Origin of the sequence: Microtetraspora glauca (genome assembly GCF_040656155.1) — a bacterium.
Lineage (GTDB): Bacteria > Actinomycetota > Actinomycetes > Streptosporangiales > Streptosporangiaceae > Microtetraspora > Microtetraspora glauca.
The window spans coordinates 97,885-119,087 of record NZ_JBFALK010000021.1 but is presented as its reverse complement, the minus strand read 5'-3'; the positions used below and the strand labels follow the sequence as shown (position 1 = coordinate 119,087).

Annotated in this window: 18 protein-coding genes; 8 read left to right on the top strand and 10 right to left on the bottom strand. The window is 70.9% G+C overall.

The genetic code is table 11. The features are described 5' to 3' along the window. Window positions 1-168 precede the first annotated feature (168 nt). Window positions 169-903, top strand: coding sequence for a YybH family protein (locus AB0I59_RS32330; protein ID WP_358138883.1), 735 nt, complete (start codon window positions 169-171; stop codon window positions 901-903). A 113-nt stretch (window positions 904-1,016) separates the two neighbouring features. Here the strand turns inward: AB0I59_RS32330 and AB0I59_RS32325 are convergent, their stop codons facing one another. Then, window positions 1,017-1,388, bottom strand: coding sequence for a DUF5997 family protein (locus AB0I59_RS32325; RefSeq protein WP_061259480.1), 372 nt, complete (start codon window positions 1,386-1,388; stop codon window positions 1,017-1,019). A 55-nt stretch (window positions 1,389-1,443) separates the two neighbouring features. Here AB0I59_RS32325 and AB0I59_RS32320 point away from each other — a divergent pair, with 55 nt between their 5' ends. Further along, the gene (locus tag AB0I59_RS32320) at window positions 1,444-2,172 is read left to right on the top strand and encodes a LysR family substrate-binding domain-containing protein (RefSeq protein WP_082777390.1); all 729 of its coding nucleotides are present in this window, start codon (window positions 1,444-1,446) and stop codon (window positions 2,170-2,172) included. Window positions 2,173-2,251: 79 nt separating this feature from the next. Here AB0I59_RS32320 and AB0I59_RS32315 read toward each other — a convergent pair whose 3' ends face one another. From AB0I59_RS32315 to AB0I59_RS32290, 6 genes are read right to left on the bottom strand one after another with little or no spacing between them, the layout of a single operon-like run. Beyond that, window positions 2,252-3,610 carry a carboxylesterase/lipase family protein gene (locus AB0I59_RS32315; RefSeq protein ID WP_358138881.1) on the bottom strand — a complete coding sequence of 453 codons (1,359 nt, stop codon included), beginning with the start codon at window positions 3,608-3,610 and terminating at the stop codon, window positions 2,252-2,254. Beyond that, window positions 3,607-4,917: a M28 family metallopeptidase gene (locus tag AB0I59_RS32310; protein WP_061259509.1), complete on the bottom strand. Its 1,311-nt coding sequence runs from the start codon at window positions 4,915-4,917 to the stop codon at window positions 3,607-3,609. Before AB0I59_RS32310 ends, AB0I59_RS32315 begins: the two co-directional genes overlap by 4 nt. 8 nt (window positions 4,918-4,925) lie before the next feature. After that, window positions 4,926-5,735, bottom strand: coding sequence for a carbohydrate ABC transporter permease (locus tag AB0I59_RS32305; protein ID WP_358138879.1), 810 nt, complete (start codon window positions 5,733-5,735; stop codon window positions 4,926-4,928). After that, entirely contained in the window at window positions 5,732-6,613 is an 882-nt protein-coding gene (locus AB0I59_RS32300) for a carbohydrate ABC transporter permease (protein ID WP_063818917.1), read from the bottom strand. The genes AB0I59_RS32305 and AB0I59_RS32300 overlap by 4 nt, the downstream gene beginning before the upstream one ends. Then, window positions 6,610-7,863, bottom strand: a complete 1,254-nt coding sequence (locus tag AB0I59_RS32295; protein WP_061259475.1) for an extracellular solute-binding protein — start codon at window positions 7,861-7,863, stop codon at window positions 6,610-6,612. The genes AB0I59_RS32300 and AB0I59_RS32295 overlap by 4 nt, the downstream gene beginning before the upstream one ends. Before the next feature lie 10 nt (window positions 7,864-7,873). Continuing rightward, window positions 7,874-8,731: a poly(ethylene terephthalate) hydrolase family protein gene (locus AB0I59_RS32290; RefSeq protein WP_061259508.1), complete on the bottom strand. Its 858-nt coding sequence runs from the start codon at window positions 8,729-8,731 to the stop codon at window positions 7,874-7,876. Window positions 8,732-8,798: 67 nt separating this feature from the next. On the opposite strand from AB0I59_RS32290, the gene AB0I59_RS32285 reads away from it, so the two are divergent. Beyond that, on the top strand, window positions 8,799-9,485 hold the full coding sequence (locus tag AB0I59_RS32285) for a TetR/AcrR family transcriptional regulator (protein WP_358138876.1): 687 nt from the start codon (window positions 8,799-8,801) through the stop codon (window positions 9,483-9,485). Here the strand turns inward: AB0I59_RS32285 and AB0I59_RS32280 are convergent. The 3 genes from AB0I59_RS32280 to AB0I59_RS32270 all read right to left on the bottom strand — a co-directional run bounded on the left by AB0I59_RS32280 (window position 9,455) and on the right by AB0I59_RS32270 (window position 14,022). After that, the gene (locus AB0I59_RS32280) at window positions 9,455-11,338 is read right to left on the bottom strand and encodes a hypothetical protein (RefSeq protein WP_358138874.1); all 1,884 of its coding nucleotides are present in this window, start codon (window positions 11,336-11,338) and stop codon (window positions 9,455-9,457) included. The two genes, AB0I59_RS32285 and AB0I59_RS32280, sit on opposite strands and share 31 nt — an antisense overlap. A 20-nt stretch (window positions 11,339-11,358) precedes the next feature. Further along, the gene (locus AB0I59_RS32275; protein WP_358138872.1) at window positions 11,359-12,942 is read right to left on the bottom strand and encodes a zinc-binding metallopeptidase family protein; all 1,584 of its coding nucleotides are present in this window, start codon (window positions 12,940-12,942) and stop codon (window positions 11,359-11,361) included. A gap of 69 nt (window positions 12,943-13,011) precedes the next feature. Then, complete coding sequence (locus AB0I59_RS32270) at window positions 13,012-14,022, bottom strand: LacI family DNA-binding transcriptional regulator (RefSeq protein ID WP_358138870.1); 1,011 nt, start codon at window positions 14,020-14,022, stop codon at window positions 13,012-13,014. A gap of 167 nt (window positions 14,023-14,189) precedes the next feature. On the opposite strand from AB0I59_RS32270, the gene AB0I59_RS32265 reads away from it, so the two are divergent. Genes AB0I59_RS32265 through AB0I59_RS32245 form a run of 5 tightly spaced genes read left to right on the top strand, consistent with a single transcriptional unit; the run spans window position 14,190 to window position 20,743 of the window. Next, window positions 14,190-15,479, top strand: a complete 1,290-nt coding sequence (locus AB0I59_RS32265) for an ABC transporter substrate-binding protein (RefSeq protein ID WP_061259505.1) — start codon at window positions 14,190-14,192, stop codon at window positions 15,477-15,479. After that, a complete protein-coding gene (locus tag AB0I59_RS32260; RefSeq protein ID WP_061259472.1) occupies window positions 15,473-16,327 on the top strand; it encodes a carbohydrate ABC transporter permease in 855 nt (284 codons plus the stop codon). Before AB0I59_RS32265 ends, AB0I59_RS32260 begins: the two co-directional genes overlap by 7 nt. Then, window positions 16,324-17,142, top strand: coding sequence for a carbohydrate ABC transporter permease (locus AB0I59_RS32255; RefSeq protein ID WP_061259471.1), 819 nt, complete (start codon window positions 16,324-16,326; stop codon window positions 17,140-17,142). The genes AB0I59_RS32260 and AB0I59_RS32255 overlap by 4 nt, the downstream gene beginning before the upstream one ends. Further along, window positions 17,139-18,128 (top strand): serine hydrolase domain-containing protein, encoded by a 990-nt coding sequence (locus AB0I59_RS32250; RefSeq protein ID WP_061259470.1) that lies wholly within the window; start codon window positions 17,139-17,141, stop codon window positions 18,126-18,128. Before AB0I59_RS32255 ends, AB0I59_RS32250 begins: the two co-directional genes overlap by 4 nt. A gap of 14 nt (window positions 18,129-18,142) precedes the next feature. Next, window positions 18,143-20,743: a family 78 glycoside hydrolase catalytic domain gene (locus AB0I59_RS32245; protein ID WP_358138867.1), complete on the top strand. Its 2,601-nt coding sequence runs from the start codon at window positions 18,143-18,145 to the stop codon at window positions 20,741-20,743. The last annotated feature ends 460 nt before the right edge of the window (window positions 20,744-21,203 follow it).

Here is a 21,203-nt window from a genome sequence, read left to right as displayed (position 1 = left end):
ATCCTTGGGGGGTGACGAGGCCCCCGGGCCGGCGGAGCACACGACCCCGGGGGGCGGCCCCGAGAAGCCGGGGACCGGGTCGTCAAAGTACTAGATCACGCCGACAAACCCGGAGCCGAAGACCCCGTCCCAGTGCGGCCGGCCTTCGCGCCGGCGAGACTCGCTCCGATGACGACGATGCCGGGATCGGCACTCAACGTCATGCTCCTAGACGATCTCGAGGTTGGCCCTCATGCCCATGTCCTCATGTTCGGCGTTGTGGCAGTGGAAGAGCCGGTCCGACCGGAAACCTTCCTCACCCTCACCGGCCCACTGGCGGCCTACAAGCGAGCCGCCGCCGTCGCTGATCACCGCGGACGACTCCGCGGTCGGTACGGCGGCCGCGGGCCTGACATCCCCGATAGCTGCGTCGTCGTACTGGTAGCAGCCAAGATTCCCCACCGATTGAAGGGATGGGTACCGATGCCCACGCAACGCGAGGAAGACGAAGCCAGGATCAGGCAGCAGGTCGACAAGATCGTCGAAGGAATCCGGGCCAAGGATCTCGAAGGCCTGAAGCAGCTCTACGCAACGGACGTCGTGTCCTTCGACGTCGAGCCGCCGCTGCAGCATGTGGGGATAGCGGCGAAGTTGAAGAACTGGGCGAAGGCGTTCACGTTCTTCCAGGATGTGAATTATGAGGTTCGCGACCTGACCGTCACCGTGGGCGATGAGGTGGCATTCGGGCACGCTTTCGGTCGGCTCAGCGGCACGCTGAAGAACGGGACGGCGACGAGCGGGATGTGGGTCCGGGGCACCTTCTGCTTCCGGAAGCTCGACGGCGATTGGTTGATCGCGCACGACCAGGTTTCTGTGCCGTTCGATATTGCAAGCGGCAAGGGAGTGGCCGACCTCGAGCCCTGACGAGTCGCAGAAGTTCGCGCGAACCGCATCGCCCCAGTCCCAGTGCGTAAGCTCCTCGGTTCCTCGGAGCGACGAGCTCGTCTCGGGTCGGAGACGCGGAGGATGTCGGCTGTCTAGCGCTGCTTGAGGCGGAGTGCTTCTTTGCGGGTCTCGGCCTGGATGGCCCGCTCGCGCTCCAGCCACGCTGGGTTCTCCGCTTTCAGCGCATCGATCTCAGCGGTGGTGAGCGGTCCGGTGATCCCGCCTCTGGCCAGGCCGGAAATGGAGACCCCGAGCTTGACGGCGATGACCTGCTTGGGGTGCGGGCCGTTGCGGCGCAGGTCAGCGAGCCAGGCGGGGGGCGTCGACTGCAACTCGTTCAGCTCGTCCCGGGAGACGACACCCTCCTGGAACTCGGCGGGAGTGGCCGAGAGGAGGACACCCAGCTTCTTGGCCGCGGTCGCGGGCTTCATCGTCTGGATGGTCTTCGGTTTGGGCGAGGTCATGGCGCCAAGACTAGTCAGTCGGAACGGGTTCCCCTGACATCGGTACCCTGAGGAAGTGACTGATGGGGAGACCGGGAGGGTGTTCCGGCTGGCGTACGTGCCCGGGGTGACACCCGCGAAATGGGTCAACGTCTGGACCGAGAGGATGCCCGGCGTGCCGGTTGCCCTGGTCGCGGTTCCCGCCGCCGAGGTGGTGCCACTCCTGCGGGACGGCGGCGCCGACGCCGGATTCGTCAGGCTGCCGGTCGACCGGGACGGGCTCAGCGTGATCCCTCTCTACGTGGAGACCACGGTGGTCGTGGTGCCCAAGGACCACGCGGTGACCGCCGCTGACGAGGTGACCACCGCCGACCTGACCGACGACGAGGTGTTCCATCCTCTGGACGACACCATCGAGTGGACGGTCCGCCCCGGGCTGCCCGCGTTCACCCGCCCGGCCACAACGGCGGACGCGGTCGGGCTGGTGGCGGCCGGCACCGGGCTTCTCCTGGTTCCGCAGTCGCTGGCACGCCTCCACCACCGCAAAGATCTCACTTATCGGCCGGTGGCGGACGCGCCGCAGTCTCAGGTCGCGCTGGCCTGGCCCACGGACGCGACCACTGACCTGGTGGAAGATTTCATCGGCATCGTCCGCGGCCGGACAGTGAACAGCTCGCGGGGCCGTACCCCCGCCTCCCCTGCGGAGAAACCGGCTCAGCGGCAGGCGCAGAAACCCGCGCAGAGTGGCTCCGGCCGCCGGGCCGTACCGGCCGGCCGTAGAAGGAAGGGCCACCGGCCTCGGTGACCTGCAGCCCCGAACCTCCGGTTCGGACCGGCGATAAACGTGAGACCCGATGCGCCACGCGCCCGAGTAGGGCCGCATGTCACAACCTCCGGTCGGTGGGTTCACCGAAGACCATGGTGTGCCCGAGTGGCCAGCCGGGATCGCCGGTGCGGGCGAAGCGCACCCAGGCGGCGTGCATCGCGTCGGCCACGGCCTGCGGCGCGCCTGGCCCCGCGGTGCGTTCGACGCCGGGCGCGTCGAGCACGTCGAAGACGAAGGGCAGGTCGAGGTTGTGCACCGCGCCCACGCGTCCGCCGCCGACCGGGCTCTCGACGGGCGACTCCCACCGGAACTCGTAGGCGTAGGCGGGCCTGGCCTCACGGATCCAGCGCGTCTCGCGGGTGAACAGGTGCTGGGTGACGGCGCGTCCGACGCGCTCGGCGGGCGTGAGGCCGGGTTCGTCGACCTGGACGCCGAGGTGGTCGAGCGCGGCCTGCGCGGCGGCCTCGTCGAGGTCGGCGGCCAGGCGGCGGACGAACACGTCGGCCTCCTGGGAGGTGCAGCCGACCAGCAGTGGAAGGTGCCCGCTCGCGCCCGCGCGCAGGGCGGCCAGCGGGACGGCCGGGATCAGGTCGCCGTCGACGACCGGCTTGACCGGCACCGACTCGTTCAGCCCGCCGGGGTCGCCGGTCAGCGGCGGCGGCTGTTCGGCGACGAGCGCCTCGGCGGACAACCCGGCGAAGGAGGACCTGGTCGGGTCGATCCCCAGCCGGGCGGCGAGCGTCTTGGCGTAGTCGCGCGCCTCCTGCTCGGTGGCGACCAGGTTGGCCGAGCCGCTCATCACGATCGCGCGCCGGAACAGCCCTTCGGCGCGGGGCATCGTCAGCAGGGTGGCGACGGCGGCGCCGCCCGCCGACTGCCCGGCGATCGTCACGTTGCCGGGGTCGCCGCCGAAGGCCGCGATGTTGTCGCGTACCCATTCCAGCGCGGCCAGCCAGTCGAGGACGCCCCGGTTGAGCGGGGCGTCCTCCAGGGCCAGGAAGCCCTCGAAGCCGAGCCGGTAGTTGACGGCCACACAGACCACGCCGTCGCGGGCGAAACGGGTGCCCTGGTGCCAGGCCGCCCCGTTGCCACCGATGGAGAACGCGCCGCCGTGGATCCAGACCAGGACGGGCAGCCCGGCCCGGCCGGTCTCAGGGGTGCGCACGTCGAGGTTGAGGCAGTCCTCGCCGACCTCGAAGACGTCGGGCGCGTACAGGCCGATGTCCTCACCGGCCGCCTGCGGGGCGGCAGGGCCCCGCGTGACGGCGGGCCGTACGCCCTCCCACGCGGGTGGCGGGACGGGCGCGCCGAAGCGGTGCTCGCCGAAGGGCGGGGCGGCGTACGGCACGCCGAGGAAGGCGAGCACACCCTCCTCGGCCCTGCCCTCGACCAGCCCGGCAGTCGTTCGTACGATCATGCGCGGCGCCATCCGGCCGTCCCTTCGACGATTCTGATCGCCGCCCGGGTGAGCGGCTCAAGGCTGGCCTCGTGCACCTTGTCGAGGGTGTCGGCCGAGTCGAACAGGTACATGGGGGCCGACAGGAAGTGCACGAGCGGCACCCCTTCGGGGTGGAAGAAGGCCCCGTCGGTGGGCGGCATCGGGGAGAACACGTCCGGCGGCAGCACGAACGAGCGTCTCAGGTCCTCCGCGACGAGGGCCGCCGCCACCAGGCTCTCCAGCTCCGGCTTCCTGGTGGTGAACCACCAGCCGGGCTCGGGGTCGCCGGTGGGCACCAGTTCGCCGTCCACGACCACGCACCGCCGGGCGGCGTGCTCCAGATGGAGCTGGAGTACGACGTCGCCCAGCAGGCCGCGGTTCTCCTCGATGAAGGCCCGGGTGCCCGCGGCGTGCGCCATGTGACCCGCGGTCAGCAGGAAGATCAGGTTGTGCGGCCGGTCCCGCTCGGGCACGCCCGCCCAGTACTGGGCGGCGGCCAGCACCAGCGCGATCCCCGAGGCGTCCTCGACGGCCGAGGCCCAGGGCGCGTCGTGGTGCGAGCCGATGATCACCCACTGGTCGGAGCGGCCGGGGAGCGTGCCGATCACGTTGTGCGAGACGGCCGGGCCCGTCTCCGACTCGACGGTGAGCGTGCCCGTGCAGGGGCCCTCGTCGACCAGGTCGAGCACCCGCCGCGAGTCGCCGCCCGACAGCCAGACGGCCGGGAGGTCGCGGTGCACGGCGTCGTAGGGCACGTAGTAGTCGCGTGTCTCCCACGGCACCCCGGTCAGCGCCCCCGCGAAGGCGGCGGCGCCGCCGTCCATGACGCCCTGGATGACGTCGAGGTAGTCGAGCTGGAACGGCAGCGTCTGGACCAGCTCGTCGAAGACGCCCTCGGGGTCGTGCGCGGCCGTCGCCAGGTCCCTGACGTAGGACTGCGGCAGCTCGGTGAAGGTGTACTCGGGCACGACGATCGCGCCCGGCACGACCTCGCGCCTGACCGGCGCGCTCACGATCGCCTTCGGCGTGGTGTACGGCAGGGCGGACGCCGCCACCCGCACGACTCTCGACGGGTCGGCGTCCAGGCGCACCACCAGGGCCGCAGTCACCGGCCGCCAGACGGGCAGCTCGACCGGCGCCAGCCGTACGTCGTGGAGCCCGAACTCGGTGAAGCGCTCGGCGGCCCACGCGGCGGTCCAGTCGTCGGCCGGGTAGCCGGGACGCCTGATGCCCCGCGAGGTGACCGTCTCGATCCACTCCATCATCCGCACAGCGTCGGGGACCATGTCCGGGATCATCGTTTCAGCCCTCCGAAGGTGAGCCCCGCCACGTAGTAGCGCTGCAGCGCCACCATCAGGATGAACGGCGGCACGGCGGTGACCAGTGCCGCGGTGGTGGTCAGGTGATAGGTGACGCCGACCTCGCTCTGGAAGTTGGCCAGCCCCACCGGCAACGGCCACAGCTCCTGCTCGTTGGCCACGATCAGCGGCCACAGCAGGTTGTCCCACTGTGCCAGGAAATGCACGAGGAACAGGGTGATGAGCGCGGGCTTGAGCAGCGGCACGGCGATGCGCGCGAAGATGCGGAACTCCCCCGCGCCGTCGACCCGCGCGGCCAGCAGCAGCTCCTTCGGGATGCCGAGGGCGAACTGCCGCACCAGGAAGACGCCGAACGCGCTGATCATGCCGGGCACCATCATGCCCTGGAAGGTGTTGACCCAGCCGAGCTCCTTCACGATGAGGAAGACGGGGATGACCAGGACCATCGGGGTGAGCGCGAGCGTGCCGATCACCAGCGCGAACAGGACGCGGCGGCCGGGGAAGGACAGCTGGGCCATCGCGTATCCGGCGGCGGCCGAGAACATCACGTCCAGGACGCCGGTGCCGACGCACAGGATGAGGCTGTTGCGCAGGTAGGTGGGCAGGTTGCCCTCGCCGAACAGCACCCCGATGTTCTCGGGCAGGTGGAAGCCGTTGAAGACCAGCCCGCGCAGGTCGGTGTCGTCGGGCGCCGAGGCGACGACGAGCATGGCGTAGACCGGCAGCAGCATGAACCCGACCGCGACGATCAGCCAGACGGCGCGCAGGATCGTTCCCGCCCTCATTCGTCGCCTCCCTTCAGGAACCCGAACTGCAGCGCCGAGACGATCACCATGGCGACGAGCAGCACCATGCCCATCGCGGCGGCGTAGCCCATGTGCTCGTAAGGGAAGGCGTTGGCCCAGATGTAGTACGGAAGCACCTGGGTGGCGTCGGCGGGCCCGCCGCCGGTGAGCAGGAAGGCGGGCACGAACGCCTGCATCGATCCGGCCACCGAGATGACCAGGACGAACAGCAGGGTCCTGCGCAGCAGCGGGAGCGTGATCCGGGTGAACGTGGTCACCGCCCCCGATCCGTCGATGGCGGCGGCCTCGTACACCTCGCCGGGCAGCGCCTGCAGCCCGGCGGTCAGGATGATCACGAACAGCCCCATGCTCTTCCAGACGACCATCACGACCAGGGCCCAGATGGCCAGGTCGGAGCTGGTCAGCCAGGACTGCGGATCGATCCCGACCAGCCCGAGGAGGGTGTTGGCCATGCCGTGGTCGGAGTAGATGATCACCCAGACCATGGACGTGGCGGCGAGCGGCATCACGGCCGGAATCATGACGAGCGCTCTGAGCCAGCGGTTGAGCCGTCCCGGCTTGCTCAGCGGCACGGCCACCAGCAGGGCCAGCACGATCGTCGGGACGACCGTGCAGACCGTGTAGACGACGGTGATCCACGCCGAGTTGAGGAAGCCGGGATCGGCGAACATGCGCTCATAGTTGGCGAGGCCGATCCAGTTGGGCGTCCCTGCCATCTCGTAGTCGGTGAAGCTGAGATAGATGGCGGCCAGGAACGGGACGAGCCAGAACACGACGAAGAAGACGGCCACCGGAAGGGTCAGCGCCACGCCCGCCGTGGCCTGGGGCCGGGCTCTGACCCTGCCGAGCACGCTCACAGGACCAGTCGCACGGTGGAGTCGAAGGTTGCCGCGGCCTGGGCGGGGCTCGCCTTGCCGTGGGCGACGGAGTCGACGGCGCTGGCCGCGGCCTTCGCCAGTTCGAGGGTGCCGGGGATGATCGGGCCGAAGTCGACATGCGGGATGCTGTCGGCGACGATCTTCATGATCTCGGACTTGCCGCGCGGCCCGGCGTCGCGCCAGCCCTTGGTCGGGATGATGATGCCGTTGTCGAGGTTGGCGGTCACCGACGGGGCGCCCTGCAGGTAGTTGACGAGGTGCCAGGCGGTGAACTGGTTGGGCGAGTCCTTGGCCACGCCCCAGCCCCAGGTGTAGGCGGGAACGACGGGCGGGCCGCCGGCCCAGGTGGGCATGGGCGCGACGCCGTACTGCTTGCCGAAGGTGAGCGTGTCCTTGCCCAGCTTCTCCAGCGCGGGGCCGAGGAAGGCGCCGCTGACGACCATGGCGGCCTCGCCGGAGTAGAACAGGCCGAGCGCGCCCAGCGGGTTGGAGAGCGTGGGGTTGCCGATCCCCGCCATGTACGTCAGGGCGCCCCGGCCCTGCTCGGTGGCCAGCGACGCCTTCGCGCCGCCCGCCGCGACGAGCTCGCCGCCCTTGCCCTGGATGAGGGCGGTCAGCATCATGAGGGCCCACTGCGGGTCGCCGTAGAGCCACTGCAGGCCGACCCGCCTGCGGTCCTTGGAGGTGAGCTTGGCGCTGTACTCGGCGACCTCCTCCCAGGTCACCGGGGGCTTGTCGGGGTCGAGTCCGGCCTCCTCGAACCGGTCCTTGCGGTAGTAGAGCATGCAGGGGTTGAAGTCGATGGGCACGCCGTAGGGCACGTCCTGGTAGGTGAGCGGGGTGGTCGTGCCCGGCTCGTAGTTCTGTAGCGGGAGCGCCTTGGTGTCGACGGGCGCGAGCCGCTTCTTCTTGGCGTGCGCGGGGAAGCTCCAGTGGCCGATCTTGAAGACGTCGGGCGGGGCGCCGCCGCTGAAGGCGGTCAGCAGTTTGGCGTCGAGCTGGCCCACGGGCAGGTAGAGCAGCTTCACGTCGACCTGGAACTCGGCGATGTAGCGGTGCACGAGCTCCTGGAACTGCCCGCCGGTGTCCTGCGAGCCGTGCAGCCAAACGGTGACCTCGCCGTGCGGCCTGCCGTCCGCGGCCTGCTGCCGAGGCTGGTCCTTGCCGCATCCGGCGAGCAGGGTGAGCGCGCCGACGGCGAGTAGCCCACGCCGCGTCAGATCCGCCATGGTGGTTCTCCTAGGTGAGGTTCTTGAGGGCCTGGTTCTGCCAGGCGGAGTTGGTGGGGAGTTCGGCGGTGCCGCCGGCGAACGCCCCGCGGGCCTGGGTGTCGGCCTGGAGGCGGTACCTCAGCCAGGCGGTCACGTAGCCGAGGAAGGCCCCGCCGGTGTTCTGGATGTCGTTGTGCCCTGCGCCCTTGAGCAGCGCCCTGCCCGCTCCCGCGGTGGCCTGGTCGTAGTAGCCCTGCACGGTCGCGGCCGAGGAGATCAGCCAGTCGTTCGCGCCGCTGAGGAAGAGCACCGGGCAGGTCAGGTCGGCGACGGAGAACTCGTCTCCTGGGCTGGCCATCCACTGCGCGGGCACGGCGATCGGCACGACGGTCTTGATCAGCCCGGCGGAGTGGTTGGCCGCGTTGATGGATCCGCCCGCGCCCTGGGAGTGGCCGACGGCGGCGACCTGGGCGGTGTCCAGCTTGCCGTGGAAGACGCTGGCGGGGTCGGTGTTGAGGCCGATGAGGTGCTGGGCGGCGGCGAGGATCTCGGCGCCGGTGCCCGTGGTCGTGTCGGTGGAGGCGACCACCGCGAAGCCCCACGAGGCGAGGTGGTTGAGCAGCCCCGGATAGTTGTCGGGGGTGGCCCACGAGCCGTTGCCCCATGTGACGATCGGGTGGGTGACGCCGCCCGAGCCCAGGGTCTGCGGGTAGTAGAGCCGGTGGCCGCCCGAGGTGCCGGTGGCGACCGGCCACGGACCCGCTGCCTTGTAGATCGTTTCGATGGTGGAGGCGGCGTTGGCCTCGGTGGTCCACGACAGGAATCCGGCCGACATGAGGCCGAGCGCCCCTGCCCGCAACGCCTGCCGACGGGTGAAGTTCTCCATGGTCACCTCGTAGGGGGATTTGGAGACGTGAACGTCTCCTAAGAGAGGGAAGTACGATCGGTGAGCGATGTCAAGACATGAACAGAAGGAAGTTCCGGCGGCCCAGCCACTCCCCAGGGGGCGGCACGGACTCTCGCCCGACACGGTGCGCAACTCCCAGCGAGACCGCCTCGTGGAGGCCATGCTGAGGCTCGTCGCGAGGCGTGGATACGCCGCCACGAGCGTGCCGGACGTGATCGCCGCCGCGCGGGTGTCGCGCAACGCCTTCTACGCCCAGTTCGCCGACAAGGAGGCGTGCTTCCTCGCCGGATGCGAGCGCGACCTGCCCGAGATGATCGACTCGATCTACACGGCCGCGTCGGGGGCGGGCGACCGCTGGAGCGAGGCGCTCTGGCTGGGGATGGCCGCCTACCTGCGGTGGTGGCAGGAGCGCCCGGAGTACGCTCAGGCGTACTTCGTGGAGTTGCCGAGGGCGGGTGAGCGGGCTGTCGAGCAGCGTGACGCCGCCTACCGCCCCTTCCTCGACATGCTCGGGGCGCTGGCCGCGCGGGCCAGGCTGGAGGATCCCTCGCTGCCGCCGCTGCGTGCCGCGGTGCCCCGCCTGATCGTCTACGGGATCACCGAGTTCATCGCCTCGGAGGTGCGTGAGGGCCGCGTCGCCATTCTGACGTCGTCGGCCGGCGACCTCTACCACTACACGGTCGCCCTGCTCGCCGGCCCCGATCACGGCAACGCGACCACCCCTTCCGCCTGAACCAGCCAGCCTTCGGGGAAGCACTCCTCCGCCGCCATATGGGCGACGGCGGCCAGCAGGCCGCCGTTGCCCGGCAGGTAGAGGGGCAGCAGGCCGGGCCACTGGTGGTTGTGGCCGCTGGCCAGGTAGGTGTTCTTCGGGGCGTCCATCAGCAGCGCGTCCACGGCGGTGTCAGGCTCGCCGAGCCTGGCCGCGCACATGGCGAGCATCGGATAGTCCCAGCCCCAGGTGCTCTCCAGGTCCCAGTCGGCGAGCACGTCGTGCAGGGTGGCCCGCATGGTCTCGGGGTCGATCAGCGGGGTGGGCGGCACGAACCCGAGCGCGCCGGTCATCGAGGGGTGGTCGGTCCTGATCGTGTACGGCTCCACGCCGATGGCCGCGTAGACGCCGTCGCGCACCAACGGCCGGGCCAGGCCGTGCAGGACCCGCGCCCACTCCGGGTCGGGATCGAGGCCGAGCAGGCACCGCCACCGCTGGGCCGTCTCCAGCCCCCACCACCAGTAGGCCAGCTCGAACGTGGGATCGCGCACCGACCGCCTGGACTCGTAGTAGGACTCCTGCGCCGGGACCAGCGGCGGCCCCAGATGCCCGCCGCCCGCGAAGGAGGCCATGAACTCGGCCGTCTCGAACACCAGGTCCCGGTAGTCCTCCAGCGCCCCCGGGCGGACCCGGCGGAGCAGCTCGGCGAAGTAGATCAGGTGCGGCTGCTGCCAGACGATGAAGGCGCCGATCTCGCTCGGGCTCTCCCTGCCCTCCGGCCCCACCTGCTTGGGCCAGCGGGCGCCGCGGAAACCCTGCCGGCCGGCCGTGGCCCTGGCCCGCGGCAGGATCGAGCGGTACCACGGCAGGCTCCGCTCCAGCAGCTCGGGCCTGCCCCACAGGGCGAAGTGGGCGGCGTGCCACCAGTGCATCTCCAGGTGGAACTTGCCGCTCCAGGAGTTGACGGCCAGCCCGGTCTCCTGCGGCGGGGTGGAGCCCGCGCAGTTGACCGCGGTGAGGTACTGCGAGAGCACGACCCGGCGTTCGAGCTCGGGCGCTCGCGGGTCGGTGCTGCCGTCGAAGGTCACCGCTCCCCCGCTCGTCCAGAACCTCTCCCAGTGGGCGGCGGCAGCCGTACGGACCTGGGAGAAGGACGGGAGGGCGGGGCCGACGGGGTGGCGCGCGAACTCGACGACGAGCTCCAGCTCGTCGCCCTGGATCAGGTACACGTGACCGCCGCGCGACGTGAGCCGCGCCGGCCCCGCCCACTCGGCGGCCACGTGGTATCGGTCCGCGTCCAGGACGCGGGTGAAGTCGCAGCGCGAGCCGTACGGCGTGCGCGTGAGCGCGTGCGTGGTGGTGTGCCTGTCGGGTTTGTCCCAGTCGGCGGTGGTGTGCCAGCCGTCGCTGGCGTAGGGGAAGGCGATCCTGATCCCGCCGCCCACGACGCGGATGGCCAGCAGGTCCCGCTCGGGGTGACAGACCGTCTCCACCTCGTACGGCAGGCCGCCCAGCTCGAAGGAGCTGGACAGCGTGCCGGTCCACAGGTCGAGGGTCTGCGCCGACCGGCCGAGCGGGGCGGCCTCGTCGACGTCGAGGCCGATCCGGCCGAGATGCAGGCGGTGCGGGTTCACGTGCAGCCAGCCACCCGCCTCGGTGGCCGGATACAGGTCCGGATAGCCGACTCCGTCGTAGTCGGTGAACGCGTCCTCCAGCACGTGGCCCTTGGGGTTGGGCATCGTGTGCCAGCCCCACTGTGCCTGCGTGCCCAGCGGCGCGAAGGTCTGCAGCCCGGTGGCGTCGGCGGTGAAGGCGAACTCCCCGTTGCCGACGGTGAGCGGGCACCCGGCGTCGGCGATGGTGTGCCGACGCACGAGCGTCCTCCTGTCGATGCTCACGCACACCCCGGCGTGCCGGAGGCGCGCTGCTGGCGCATGGCGGTCACGTCGCCCGCGACGGCCGACTGGGCCATCGGGCCGAGGTCGAGCACGACGTCGGTGAAGGCGAGCGACGCCTTGCGCATCGCCGGCAGGTCGATCGCCTCGGTGCCGAACTGCGGCGAGAACAGCGTCTTGGGCGCGGCGATGGGCGAGATGACGGGCAGCAGGTGCTGGTTGTACGGCGTGCCCTCGCCACCGAAGCCGCAGTGGTGCGGCACCGTGACGAGGTCGGCCGCCGACAGGCCCTTGAGGATCGCGGTGCGCTTCACGTCCCAGTACTGGATGTGGCCCTTGACCAGTTCACGCAGCGGCGTGCTCTCGCTGACGGGGACCATCAGCAGTTCGGTGAGGGTGGAGTTGGCGACGAGCTGCTTGCCTGGCAGGCCGTTCGGCCGGGCGACCGCGTCGTAGCGCTTGGCGCCGAGGTGCTCGAGCACGACGACGGAGGAGACCCCGCCCTGGTCGTACTCGGCGTCGAGCTGGGCGGCGAGCTGACCCGCGCCGCCCTCGCGGACGCTGGGGCCGGTCAGGTGCTGGTAGAGGTGGCCGGTCACGAACGCGAACTGCACGGTGCGCGGACGGCACTCCACCGGTAGCGACGACAGGTAGCGGGCCATCTCGATCATGGTGAGCGGCCCGTTGTCCCACACCGGGCTCATGCCGTCGGTGTGGCTCTCCACGACGATCTTCTGGGCGCTCCCGCCGGGAAGCGTCGCGAGCAGGGTGCGGGTCGTCGTCGGCGTCCAGGCGGCGTTCACGGTCAGCGTGGCCTGGACCGGCTGCCCGGCGGCCAGCGCGTCCTTGATCTGCTTGCCCTGGTCGGCGCCGACGTACGCGCCCGGCACGCCGTACGGCAGGCCCTCGTAGGGCGCGTACATGCCCTGGATCTGCGCGTGCGGGAGCTGGCTGACCTCGATCACGCCCACCGCGCCCGCGGCGGCGGCCGCCTTGAGGTCGGCGTCGGCCGCGGCCGGGGCCTCCATCGACTCCGAGCCGAGCAGGTTGATCGTGAGGCCCGGGTCGTACATGGAGTAGCCGAGGCCACCGAGCGGATAGAACAGCAGGTTGGGCAGGCTGGTCCACGGCAGGTCCCTGACGACGATCTTCCCGGCGGCGTTGGCCGCGGTGATGTTCGTCCCCGCGGCCAGGTGGACGAGCGGCGCCGAGACGCCGCCCGCGCCGGTGGAGGAGGAGAACGGCACGGGGGCCGCGACCTGCACGGCCGTACCGCCGACGGTCAGGCCGGTACCGAGGCTGTCCCAGCGGTCGATGGCGTAGGGCAGGGAGGAGAACTGGAGGCCGGGGATGGCCGCCATCTCGTCCTCCAGCCAGTCGACGTAGTCGGCGTGCGCGGTGGAGCCGGTCGGCCTGGGGCCGAACGCCTCCTGCTGCTCGGCCAGGGTGCTCAGGCGGGCCTCGGAGGCGAACGCGGCGGGGTCGACCCTGACCGGGCAGGCCAGAGCGGCCGCCTGGGCGAAGGCCGGTTGCGCGGGCGCGACCAGCGGGAGGAGAAGGGCGAGGAGAGCGAGTCGTCTCACGTGGGGGGTCCTTCCATCGAATCGTTTTAATACGTGGTCCGCGACAGTCCCCCGACATGCGGCTGGTTCTCAGGGGCGAGGCGGTCCTGTGGTTCCGCGGACGATCAGCGTGGGCGACACCGACGACGTCACCGAACGCGTGCGTCCCTCGATGCGTTCGACGAGCAGGCGCGCGGCGGTCGCCCCGATCACGTGCCCGTCCTGGTCGACGCTGGTGAGCGAGATGCGGTTGAGCGAGGCGATGCCGATGTTGTCGTATCCGGCGACGGAGAGGTCCTCCGGCACCGACAGGCCCGCCTCGTCGGCTGCGCGCAGCACGCCGAGCGCCGCGATGTCGGCCCCGGCGAAGATCGCGGTGGGCCGGTCGTCGCGCGCGAGCAGTTCCCGCGCGCCCTCGAAGCCGCCCTCCTCGGTGAAGGAGGTGGCCAGCACGTCGTCGGCGAGCCCGTGGGCGCGCATCGCCTGGCGGTAGCCTTCGGCGCGCACCGTGTGCGGCAGTCCCTGGGCGCGGGCCCGCTCCAGGTGGGTGATGTGCGCGATCCGGGTGTGCCCGAGCCCGACCAGGTGGTCGACCACGAGCCCCGCCCCCATCACGTCGTCGTCGACGACCGCGTCGTAGGCCGCGGCGCCGCCGTGCCTGCCCACCACGACGACCGGGGTGGCCGTCGCGATGGCGGCGAGTTCGGCGTCCGCCATGACCGGCGAGATCAGGATGAGCCCGTCCATGCTCCGGTCGATCATGGCGTCGGTCATCCTGGCCTGCGTCTTGGGCTCGATCCCGCCGGGTCCGAGCAGCACCTGGTACTCGGTGTCGGCCAGCCGGCCGGTGACGCCCTCGATGATGTCGGGGAAGAACGGGTTGCGGGTGTCCGAGAGCATGACGCCGAGGGTGTAGGTGCGTCCGCGCAGGGCGCGGGCCGCGGCGTGCGGGCGGTAGCCCAGCTCGTCGATGGCCTGCGTCACCTTGGCCTGCATCTCCGCGCTCACGCCGTAGGCCCCGCGGACCACCTTGGACACGGCGGCCGTGGAAACCCCGGCTCGCCTGGCCACATCGGCGATCGTCACCCGTCCGCTCGTCACACGCCGTCCTTCATAGAGCTTTCGTAGAACGAACTACACACTTTTCTGAAACGTGAGGCTAACCCGTCACCGCTACTCAGGTCTACCTCTTGACGGGCGATTCTCTCGTGCCCTAACAATGGAGAACGTTCTACATAATACTCCCCAACATGAACAGGAGCACGGGCGTGAGAGCACCATCTCGTCTGCTCGGCGCGGCGATCGGGGCCGCCCTCGCCCTGTCTCTCTCCGGCTGCGGGTCGTCCGCCCCGGAGGGGACCGGTCAGGTGAAGCTGACCCTGTGGCACAACAGCGCGGACCCGGCGCCGCTGCTGGAGATGTACAAGAAGTTCGAGAAGCAGTCCGGCCACAAGATCGAGCTCGTGTCGATCCCGTCCGACGGCTTCGAGGACACCACCCAGACCAAGTGGGCCACCGGCGACCGCCCGGACATCCTGGAGTACCACGCGACGACGAGCGGCCTGCTCGCCCTCAACCCGGCCGAGAACCTGCGCGACCTGACCGGCGAGGCGTACATCGCCAGGTCCGGCGACCTCTACCAGTCCGCCGGGTCCGTCAACGGCAAGGTCTACGCCGCCATCACCGGCTTCCCCCAGGTCTTCGGCCTCTACTACAACAAGAAGGTCTTCACCGCGGCCGGGCTGACCCCGCCCACGAACTTCGCCGAGCTCGCCGCCGCCTGCCCCACGCTCAAGGCCGCCGGGGTCACGCCGGTCTTCGAGTCGGGCGGGTCGATCTGGCCGGTGCAGATCCTGCCCATCCTCTACCTGGCAGGCGCCAACCAGTCCAACGCGTACGGCAAGGCCATCGCGGGCCACAGCAGCACGCTGGCCGACGCGGGCTCGCCCTTCGTCGCCGGCCTGACCGCCTACGCCAAGCTGAAGGCCGACGGCTGCTTCAACAAGGACATCGTCACCGCCAAGTTCGAGGACTCCATGAAGGCCCTCGTGACCGGCAAGGCCGCCATGGTCGCCCAGCACTCCGACATGCTCCCGGCCCTCCTCGCGGCCGCGGGCGGCGACCAGAAGACCGTCGACGAGTCCGTCGGCTTCGTCGGCCTGTCGAGCGACAAGCCGCTCGCGACCTACGCGCCCGGCCCGATCGGCACGTTCTACCTGCCCAAGACCGGTGACGCGGCGCGGGAGAAGGCGTCGCTCGACTTCGTGCGCTTCATGACCGGCCCGGCCTACGCCGAGTACGTCACCGCGTCCAAGACCTTCCCCGTGTTCAAGGACGTGCCCAACCCGCAGGGCGTCTCGTCCGTGCTGCAGGACGTCAAGAAGGCGTACGACACCGGCGCGGTCATCGCCTTCAACTCCGACATCCCCGGCATGGGCGGGCTGGCCCAGCTCATGTCCGAGCTGATCGCCGGGCAGAAGGATCCGCAGAAGGCGGCGACCCAGCTACAGGGCCAGGTCGAGCAGGCGGCCAAGGCGGCAGGGCTGCCCGGATGGTGATGCGGAACAGGGCGGCCTGGCTGCCGTGGGCACTGCCCGCGATCGTGCTGGTCACGGTCTTCTTCGTCGCCCCGTTCCTGCTCAACGTCCGGTTCGCGTTCTCCTCCTGGACGAGCTTCCGAGCCGAGATCACCTGGAACGGGCTGGAGAACGTCCGCACGCTGATCGACCAGGACCTGCTGGCCAACGCGGTCACCGTGACCGTGCTGTACGCGATCCTGTGCATGGCGATCCAGAACACGGTCAGCCTCTCGCTGGCCCTGGCCCTCCAGCGGACCAGCGGGATCAACACCGTCTTCCGCTCGGCGTTCTTCCTGCCGACGCTCATCTCGCCACTGGCCGCCGGATACATCTGGCGCGGGCTGCTCGCCCCCGACGGGGCGATCAACTCCTTCCTCGGCGTCGAGTGGGCGTGGCTGGGCGAACCGTCCACCGCGCTGGTGGTGGTCGCGTTCATCGACGCGTGGAAGTGGAGCGGGCTGATCACCCTCGTCTACATCGCGGGCCTCAACTCCATCCCGAAGTCGCTGCTGGAGTCGGCGAAGGTCGACGGGGCCGGGCCGTGGACCCGGTTCCGGCGGGTGGTGTTCCCGCTGCTCGCCCCGGCGCTGACCTTCAACGTGGCGGTCACGCTGGTGGGCGCGCTCAGCGCGTACGACGTGATCGCCGCCACCACCGGCGGCGGGCCCGGCGACCACACGCGGGCCCTGAACGTGGTGATGCGCCAGCAGTGGGGGCAGGGCTTCTTCGGCTCCGCCAGCGCGCTGGGCTTCACCGTGACGCTGTTGGTGATCGCCACCGCCGTGCCTCTCGTGTGGTGGCTGCGGCGCAGAGAGGTGACGGGATGAGAGCGGTCCTCAAGTACACGGCGCTGACACTCTTCGCGATCCCGTGGGTGCTCGTGCCCATCTGGCTCGTGGTCGTCAACTCGTTCAAACCCGCGGGCGAGGCAGCCGAGCTGGGCCTCGGCCTGCCCAGGACGTGGGCGATCGCCGAGAACTACGGCATCGTGCTCGACCGGGGCGGCTACCTGATGGGGCTGGTCAACAGCCTCAAGGTGACCGTGCCGATCGTGGTGGCCGTGGTGTTCCTCGGCGCGGCGGCGGCGTGGGCGTTCGGGCGCAGCCGGTCGCGGTGGTTGCAGGCGGCCTACTTCGTGATGGGGCTGTCGATCCTGCTACCGCCGTCGATCATCCCGACCGTCTACCTGCTGCGCGCCCTGTCGCTGGACGGCGGCTCGCTCGGCTACGTGCTCACGATGACCGGCTGCCGCCTGGGCATCGTGATCTTCCTGGCGACCGGATTCGTCCGGGCGTTCCCCCGCGACCTGGAGGACGCCGCCGCCATCGACGGCGCCTCCCGCCCGCAGGTCTTCGTCCGCATCCTGCTGCCCCTGCTGCGGCCGGTGCTGTTCGTCGGCAGCGTGGTCCTGATCATCAACGTCTGGAACGACTTCTTCTTCGCCCTCTTCCTGCTCCAGGGCAGCGCGAACGCCACGCTGCCGCTGAGCCTGTTCCAGTTCGCCTCCGGCACCTTGCAGAGCCTGAACTGGAACCTCGTCTTCGCCCACGTCCTGCTCACCACGCTGCCCCTCGTGGCGGTGTACGTCGTCGCGCAGAAGCGCGTCCTGGCCGGTCTTACGGAAGGTGCATTAAAGGGATGACCACTCACGGCATCGCGCTCGACTGGGTCAGGCGCGAGATCAAGGAGGGGCGGCTGCCGTGCGCGGTGTTCGGCGCCGCCACCTCCGACGGGATCCAGGTGCTGGAGGCATTCGGCGAGCACGACGGCCGCGCGACCAGGACAGAGGACCACTTCGCGCTGTTCTCGGTGACCAAGCCGCTGATGGGGCTGGCCGCCCTGCGCCAGGTCGAGCGCGGGTTGCTGTCGCTGCGCCGCCCGCTGCGGGACGTACTGCCGAACTTCGCGCGGCCGGACGTGACGCTCTGGCACCTGCTCACCCACACCAGCGGCATCGCCGAGCAGACGCTCACGCCCGACGACCTGCTGGAGCACCTCGTCACCGCGCCGTCGATGTTCGAGGCGGGCACGCTCAGCCAGTACTCCAACCTGGCCTTCGCCGGTATCGCGGAGATGGTCCGCGACGTCACGGGCCGCGACGTGGCCGACGTGATCGACTCCGACCTGAACACGCTGGTGCCCGGCGGCGGGCGGATCACGTTCGACCCGGCGTGCGACGCGGCCGAGGTCCACGGCATCGAACTGCTCGGGCCTGGCTTCGACTTCGACAAGTTCATACGGCTCCGCCACCCGGCAGGGGCGCTGTTCTCCCGCGCCGAGGACCTCCTGGCGCTGGGCGGGGCGCTGCTGCGCGGCGACCGCGAGCTGATCCACCCGACCACCCTGGCCGCCATGACCACCCCGCAGACGACGGGTCTGGTCAAGCTGCAGCCCGACCCGGTCAACGCCGGGCAGGACTGGGGCCTCACCTGGAACCTGCGCCACTCGGCTCCCGGGCTGCTCGACCGGCGGCTGTACGGGCACGGCGGCGCCTCGGGGTGCCAGTGGTGGATGTACCCGGAGCAGGACGCGTGCTTCGTGCTGCTGATCAACGTGATGGCGCCGAGCCTGTCCGGCGTCGACGTCGACGGTCTGCACAACGCCTTCACCACCGGGCTCGATGCGTGAACCGGGATTCGGGGGTGCTCGGAGTGCAGGTCTCAGGCGCGCAGGCGCCGTTCATCCGTTCGGCCCCGCCCGGTTCACGGGCGGGCCTGACGTGCGGTCTGGCGGATCCGGTGGGCGTGGACGAGCCGTCGCCCCGGCTGTCGTGGAACGCCCGGCTGCTCAGGGAGGCCACCGTGGTGGTGTCCTCGGACGGGCGCGAGGTGGGGCGGTCGCCCGTGCCTGCCGGATCGCACTACGCGGACGTGCCGGATGAGTGGCTGGCGCCGCTGACGCCGTACACGTGGAGTGTGGAAGGACACGCGACCGGCGCGTTCACCACGGGCCTGCGGGCGCGCGGTGGGTGGGAGGCCCCCTGGCTGGCGGGCGACCCTCGGGCGGCGGTGAGCCTGCGCGGGTCGTTCACGTGGCGTCCCGCTCCCGGGCGCGCCTGGCTGGCCGCCACCGCGCTGGGCGTCTACCGGGCGCTGCTCAACGGGGTACGGCTGGGCGAGGAGGAACTGGCCCCCGGCTGGACCGACTACGGCCACCGGACGCGCTATCGGCTGCTGGAGCTCACGGAGCTGCTCGTACCCGGCGAGAACGAGCTGGAGCTGTGGCTCGCTCCCGGCTGGTACGCGGGTCACGTCGCCGGCGGAGGCCCGCGCCGCTACGGCGACCGGCCCGCCGCCAGCGCCCAGGTGCTCGTGCGGGACGACGACGGGGTCCGCCGCGTGTTCGCCACGGACGCGGCCTGGACCCGGCGGGATCTCGGCCGCCCGCGCGCCGACCTGGTGATGGGCGAGACCGTCCAGGCCCCCTCCCGGCAGGTCGGACCCGCCGAGACGACGGCCGCCTCGGAGATCCTGGTGGAGGCCGACCCCGCTCCGCCGGTGCGGGTGATCGGCACGGTGCCCGCCGTGTCCGTGACCGAACCCGCGCCGGGCGTCCAGGTCGCCGACTTCGGGCGGAACGTCGTCGGGCGCGTACGGCTGCGCGTCGACGCGCCGGGCCCCGTACGGATCGTGGTGCGGCACGGGGAGGAGCTGACCGCGACCGGGCGGCTCTACACCGACAACCTGCGCACCGCGGACCAGCGTGACGAGTTCGTCCTCGGCCCCGGCTCGCACGTCGTGGAGCCCGCGTTCACCTTGCACGGGTTCCGGTACGCGGAGGTCACCGGCTGGCCGGGCACGCTGACGCCGGACGACCTGGAGGCGGTGCTGCTGTCCTCCGCGCTCGCCGTCACCGGCTCGCTGACCGTGAGCGATCCCGCCGTACGGCAACTCGTCGCCAACATCGGCGCGTCGGCGGACGGCAACCTGGTGAGCGTGCCGACCGACTGCCCGCAGCGCGACGAGCGGACCGGCTGGACGGCCGACATCTCGGTGTTCGGCTCGACGCTCAGCTTCCTGCGGCACACGCAGGCGTTCCTGTCCGGCTGGGTGACGACGCTGATCGACGGGCAGCGGGCCGACGGCGCGGTCCCGCATGTCGCGCCGGTCCTGCCCGAGTACGGATACGACTCCCCCGTGTGGTCCGACGCGCTGGTCGAAGTGCCGTGGCTGCTGTGGCGGCGCTACGGCGACGACCGCACGCTGCGCCGCGCGTACGACCCGATGCGGCGGTGGGCCGACTACTGCCTGGCCCAGGCCGAGGACGGCATCAGACCGGGCAGGGCCCTGGGCGACTGGCTGGCCCCCGGCACGGTCGAGACGCCCAAGAGCCTCATCGCCACCGCCGCCCTCGCCCGCAGCCTCCGCCTGGTCGCACACGTGGCCGACGTGCTCGGCGAGCCGCACGCGCCGGAGTACGGCGAGGCGTTCACCCGCGTGTCGGGCGCCTTCCAGCGGGCCTTCCTCAGCGGGCCGAGGCTGCACACCGAGACGCAGACCGGCTACGCCGTCGCCCTCGCCTGGGACCTGGTCCCGCCCGAGGACCGGGCCGCGTCGGCGCAGGCGCTGGCCGAGCTGGTCCGCGCCGACGGACACCGGCTCATGACGGGCTTCGTCGGCACCCCCCTGCTGCTGCCCGTGCTGTCGGAGACCGGCCACCACGACCTGGCGTGCCGGATCTTCAACCAAGAGGGCTATCCGTCCTGGCGCTACCAGCTCCGCGCCGGGGCAACCACCATGTGGGAGCGCTGGGACGCCTGGCACCACCGGCACGGCCTGCAGACGCCGACCATGAACTCCTTCAACCACTACGCCTACGGCTGCGTGGGCGACTGGCTGTTCCGGCACGTGGCGGGCCTGGGCGACGACCCGCGCGGGACGGGTGGCGGCTTCGGCGAGCTGCTGCTGCGTCCCGGCCCCGTCCCGCTGCTGCGTCAGGCGCACGCCCGCTACGAGAGCGCGTCGGGGACCGTCGAGTCGGGCTGGCGGGCCGGACCCGACGGAGTCCAGTTCACGTTCGCCGTCCCGGAGGGCGTGACCGCCCGCGCGGTGCTGCCCGTGCGCGGCGCGTGGGACGGGATGACCGTCAACGGCACCTTCCTCATGGGTCTCAGCGAGCAACTGCCGACCACCAGGCTGGCCGACGGGGGCTGCGCCCTGAACCTGCCGCCGGGCCGCTGGTCGTTCACGGCCCCTGCGGCGGCCACGGCCCACCTCCTCCAGGAGTGGGACGACCTGGGCTAGTGAGCTACTTGTGAGGCTCGCGGTCGCGGCTCGGTTGGGCATGGCACGGGGACGGTGACCAGGTGGCGGGGCCGATTCGTCGCCGACCGACTGGACGGGCTGGGCGATGGGCCCCGTCCCGGTGTCTACCCCGCACCCAGTGCCCGGCTACGCGTTAGCCGGGCACTGGTGTGAACGGCATCCGCGCCACCCTGCTCGCTGCCGGCTGAGTTCCACGTGCGCTGAATAACCGCCCGGCGCGTCTTAATCACCCGGAGTGCGGAACTTATCGACATCCTTTTCCCGGTCCCACCCCAGCCATGCAAGGTAGTTCACCGAAGACGCCACCGCCAGAATCACACCAAGGCGAGCACCCGCCCCGAGGCGACGAGCATGGGATGCTCCCTCATTTGCCACAGTCCCCCACTCTTGCGACGGATCCGATCGTCCGCAGCATATGTGCCGCGTAATTGGCTCATCG

What these genes read in the sequence shown, in the direction of transcription:
- AB0I59_RS32325 (WP_061259480.1), bottom strand. Translation starts at nt 1,388, where the DNA reads ATGACCTCGCCCAAACCGAAGACCATCCAGACGATGAAGCCCGCGACC.
- AB0I59_RS32295 (WP_061259475.1), bottom strand. Translation starts at nt 7,863, where the DNA reads ATGGCGGATCTGACGCGGCGTGGGCTACTCGCCGTCGGCGCGCTCACC.
- AB0I59_RS32285 (WP_358138876.1), top strand. Translation starts at nt 8,799, where the DNA reads ATGTCAAGACATGAACAGAAGGAAGTTCCGGCGGCCCAGCCACTCCCC.
- AB0I59_RS32315 (WP_358138881.1), bottom strand. Translation starts at nt 3,610, where the DNA reads ATGATCGTACGAACGACTGCCGGGCTGGTCGAGGGCAGGGCCGAGGAG.
- AB0I59_RS32290 (WP_061259508.1), bottom strand. Translation starts at nt 8,731, where the DNA reads ATGGAGAACTTCACCCGTCGGCAGGCGTTGCGGGCAGGGGCGCTCGGC.
- AB0I59_RS32330 (WP_358138883.1), top strand. Translation starts at nt 169, where the DNA reads ATGACGACGATGCCGGGATCGGCACTCAACGTCATGCTCCTAGACGAT.
- AB0I59_RS32310 (WP_061259509.1), bottom strand. Translation starts at nt 4,917, where the DNA reads ATGGTCCCCGACGCTGTGCGGATGATGGAGTGGATCGAGACGGTCACC.
- AB0I59_RS32305 (WP_358138879.1), bottom strand. Translation starts at nt 5,735, where the DNA reads ATGAGGGCGGGAACGATCCTGCGCGCCGTCTGGCTGATCGTCGCGGTC.
- AB0I59_RS32260 (WP_061259472.1), top strand. Translation starts at nt 15,473, where the DNA reads ATGGTGATGCGGAACAGGGCGGCCTGGCTGCCGTGGGCACTGCCCGCG.
- AB0I59_RS32255 (WP_061259471.1), top strand. Translation starts at nt 16,324, where the DNA reads ATGAGAGCGGTCCTCAAGTACACGGCGCTGACACTCTTCGCGATCCCG.
- AB0I59_RS32250 (WP_061259470.1), top strand. Translation starts at nt 17,139, where the DNA reads ATGACCACTCACGGCATCGCGCTCGACTGGGTCAGGCGCGAGATCAAG.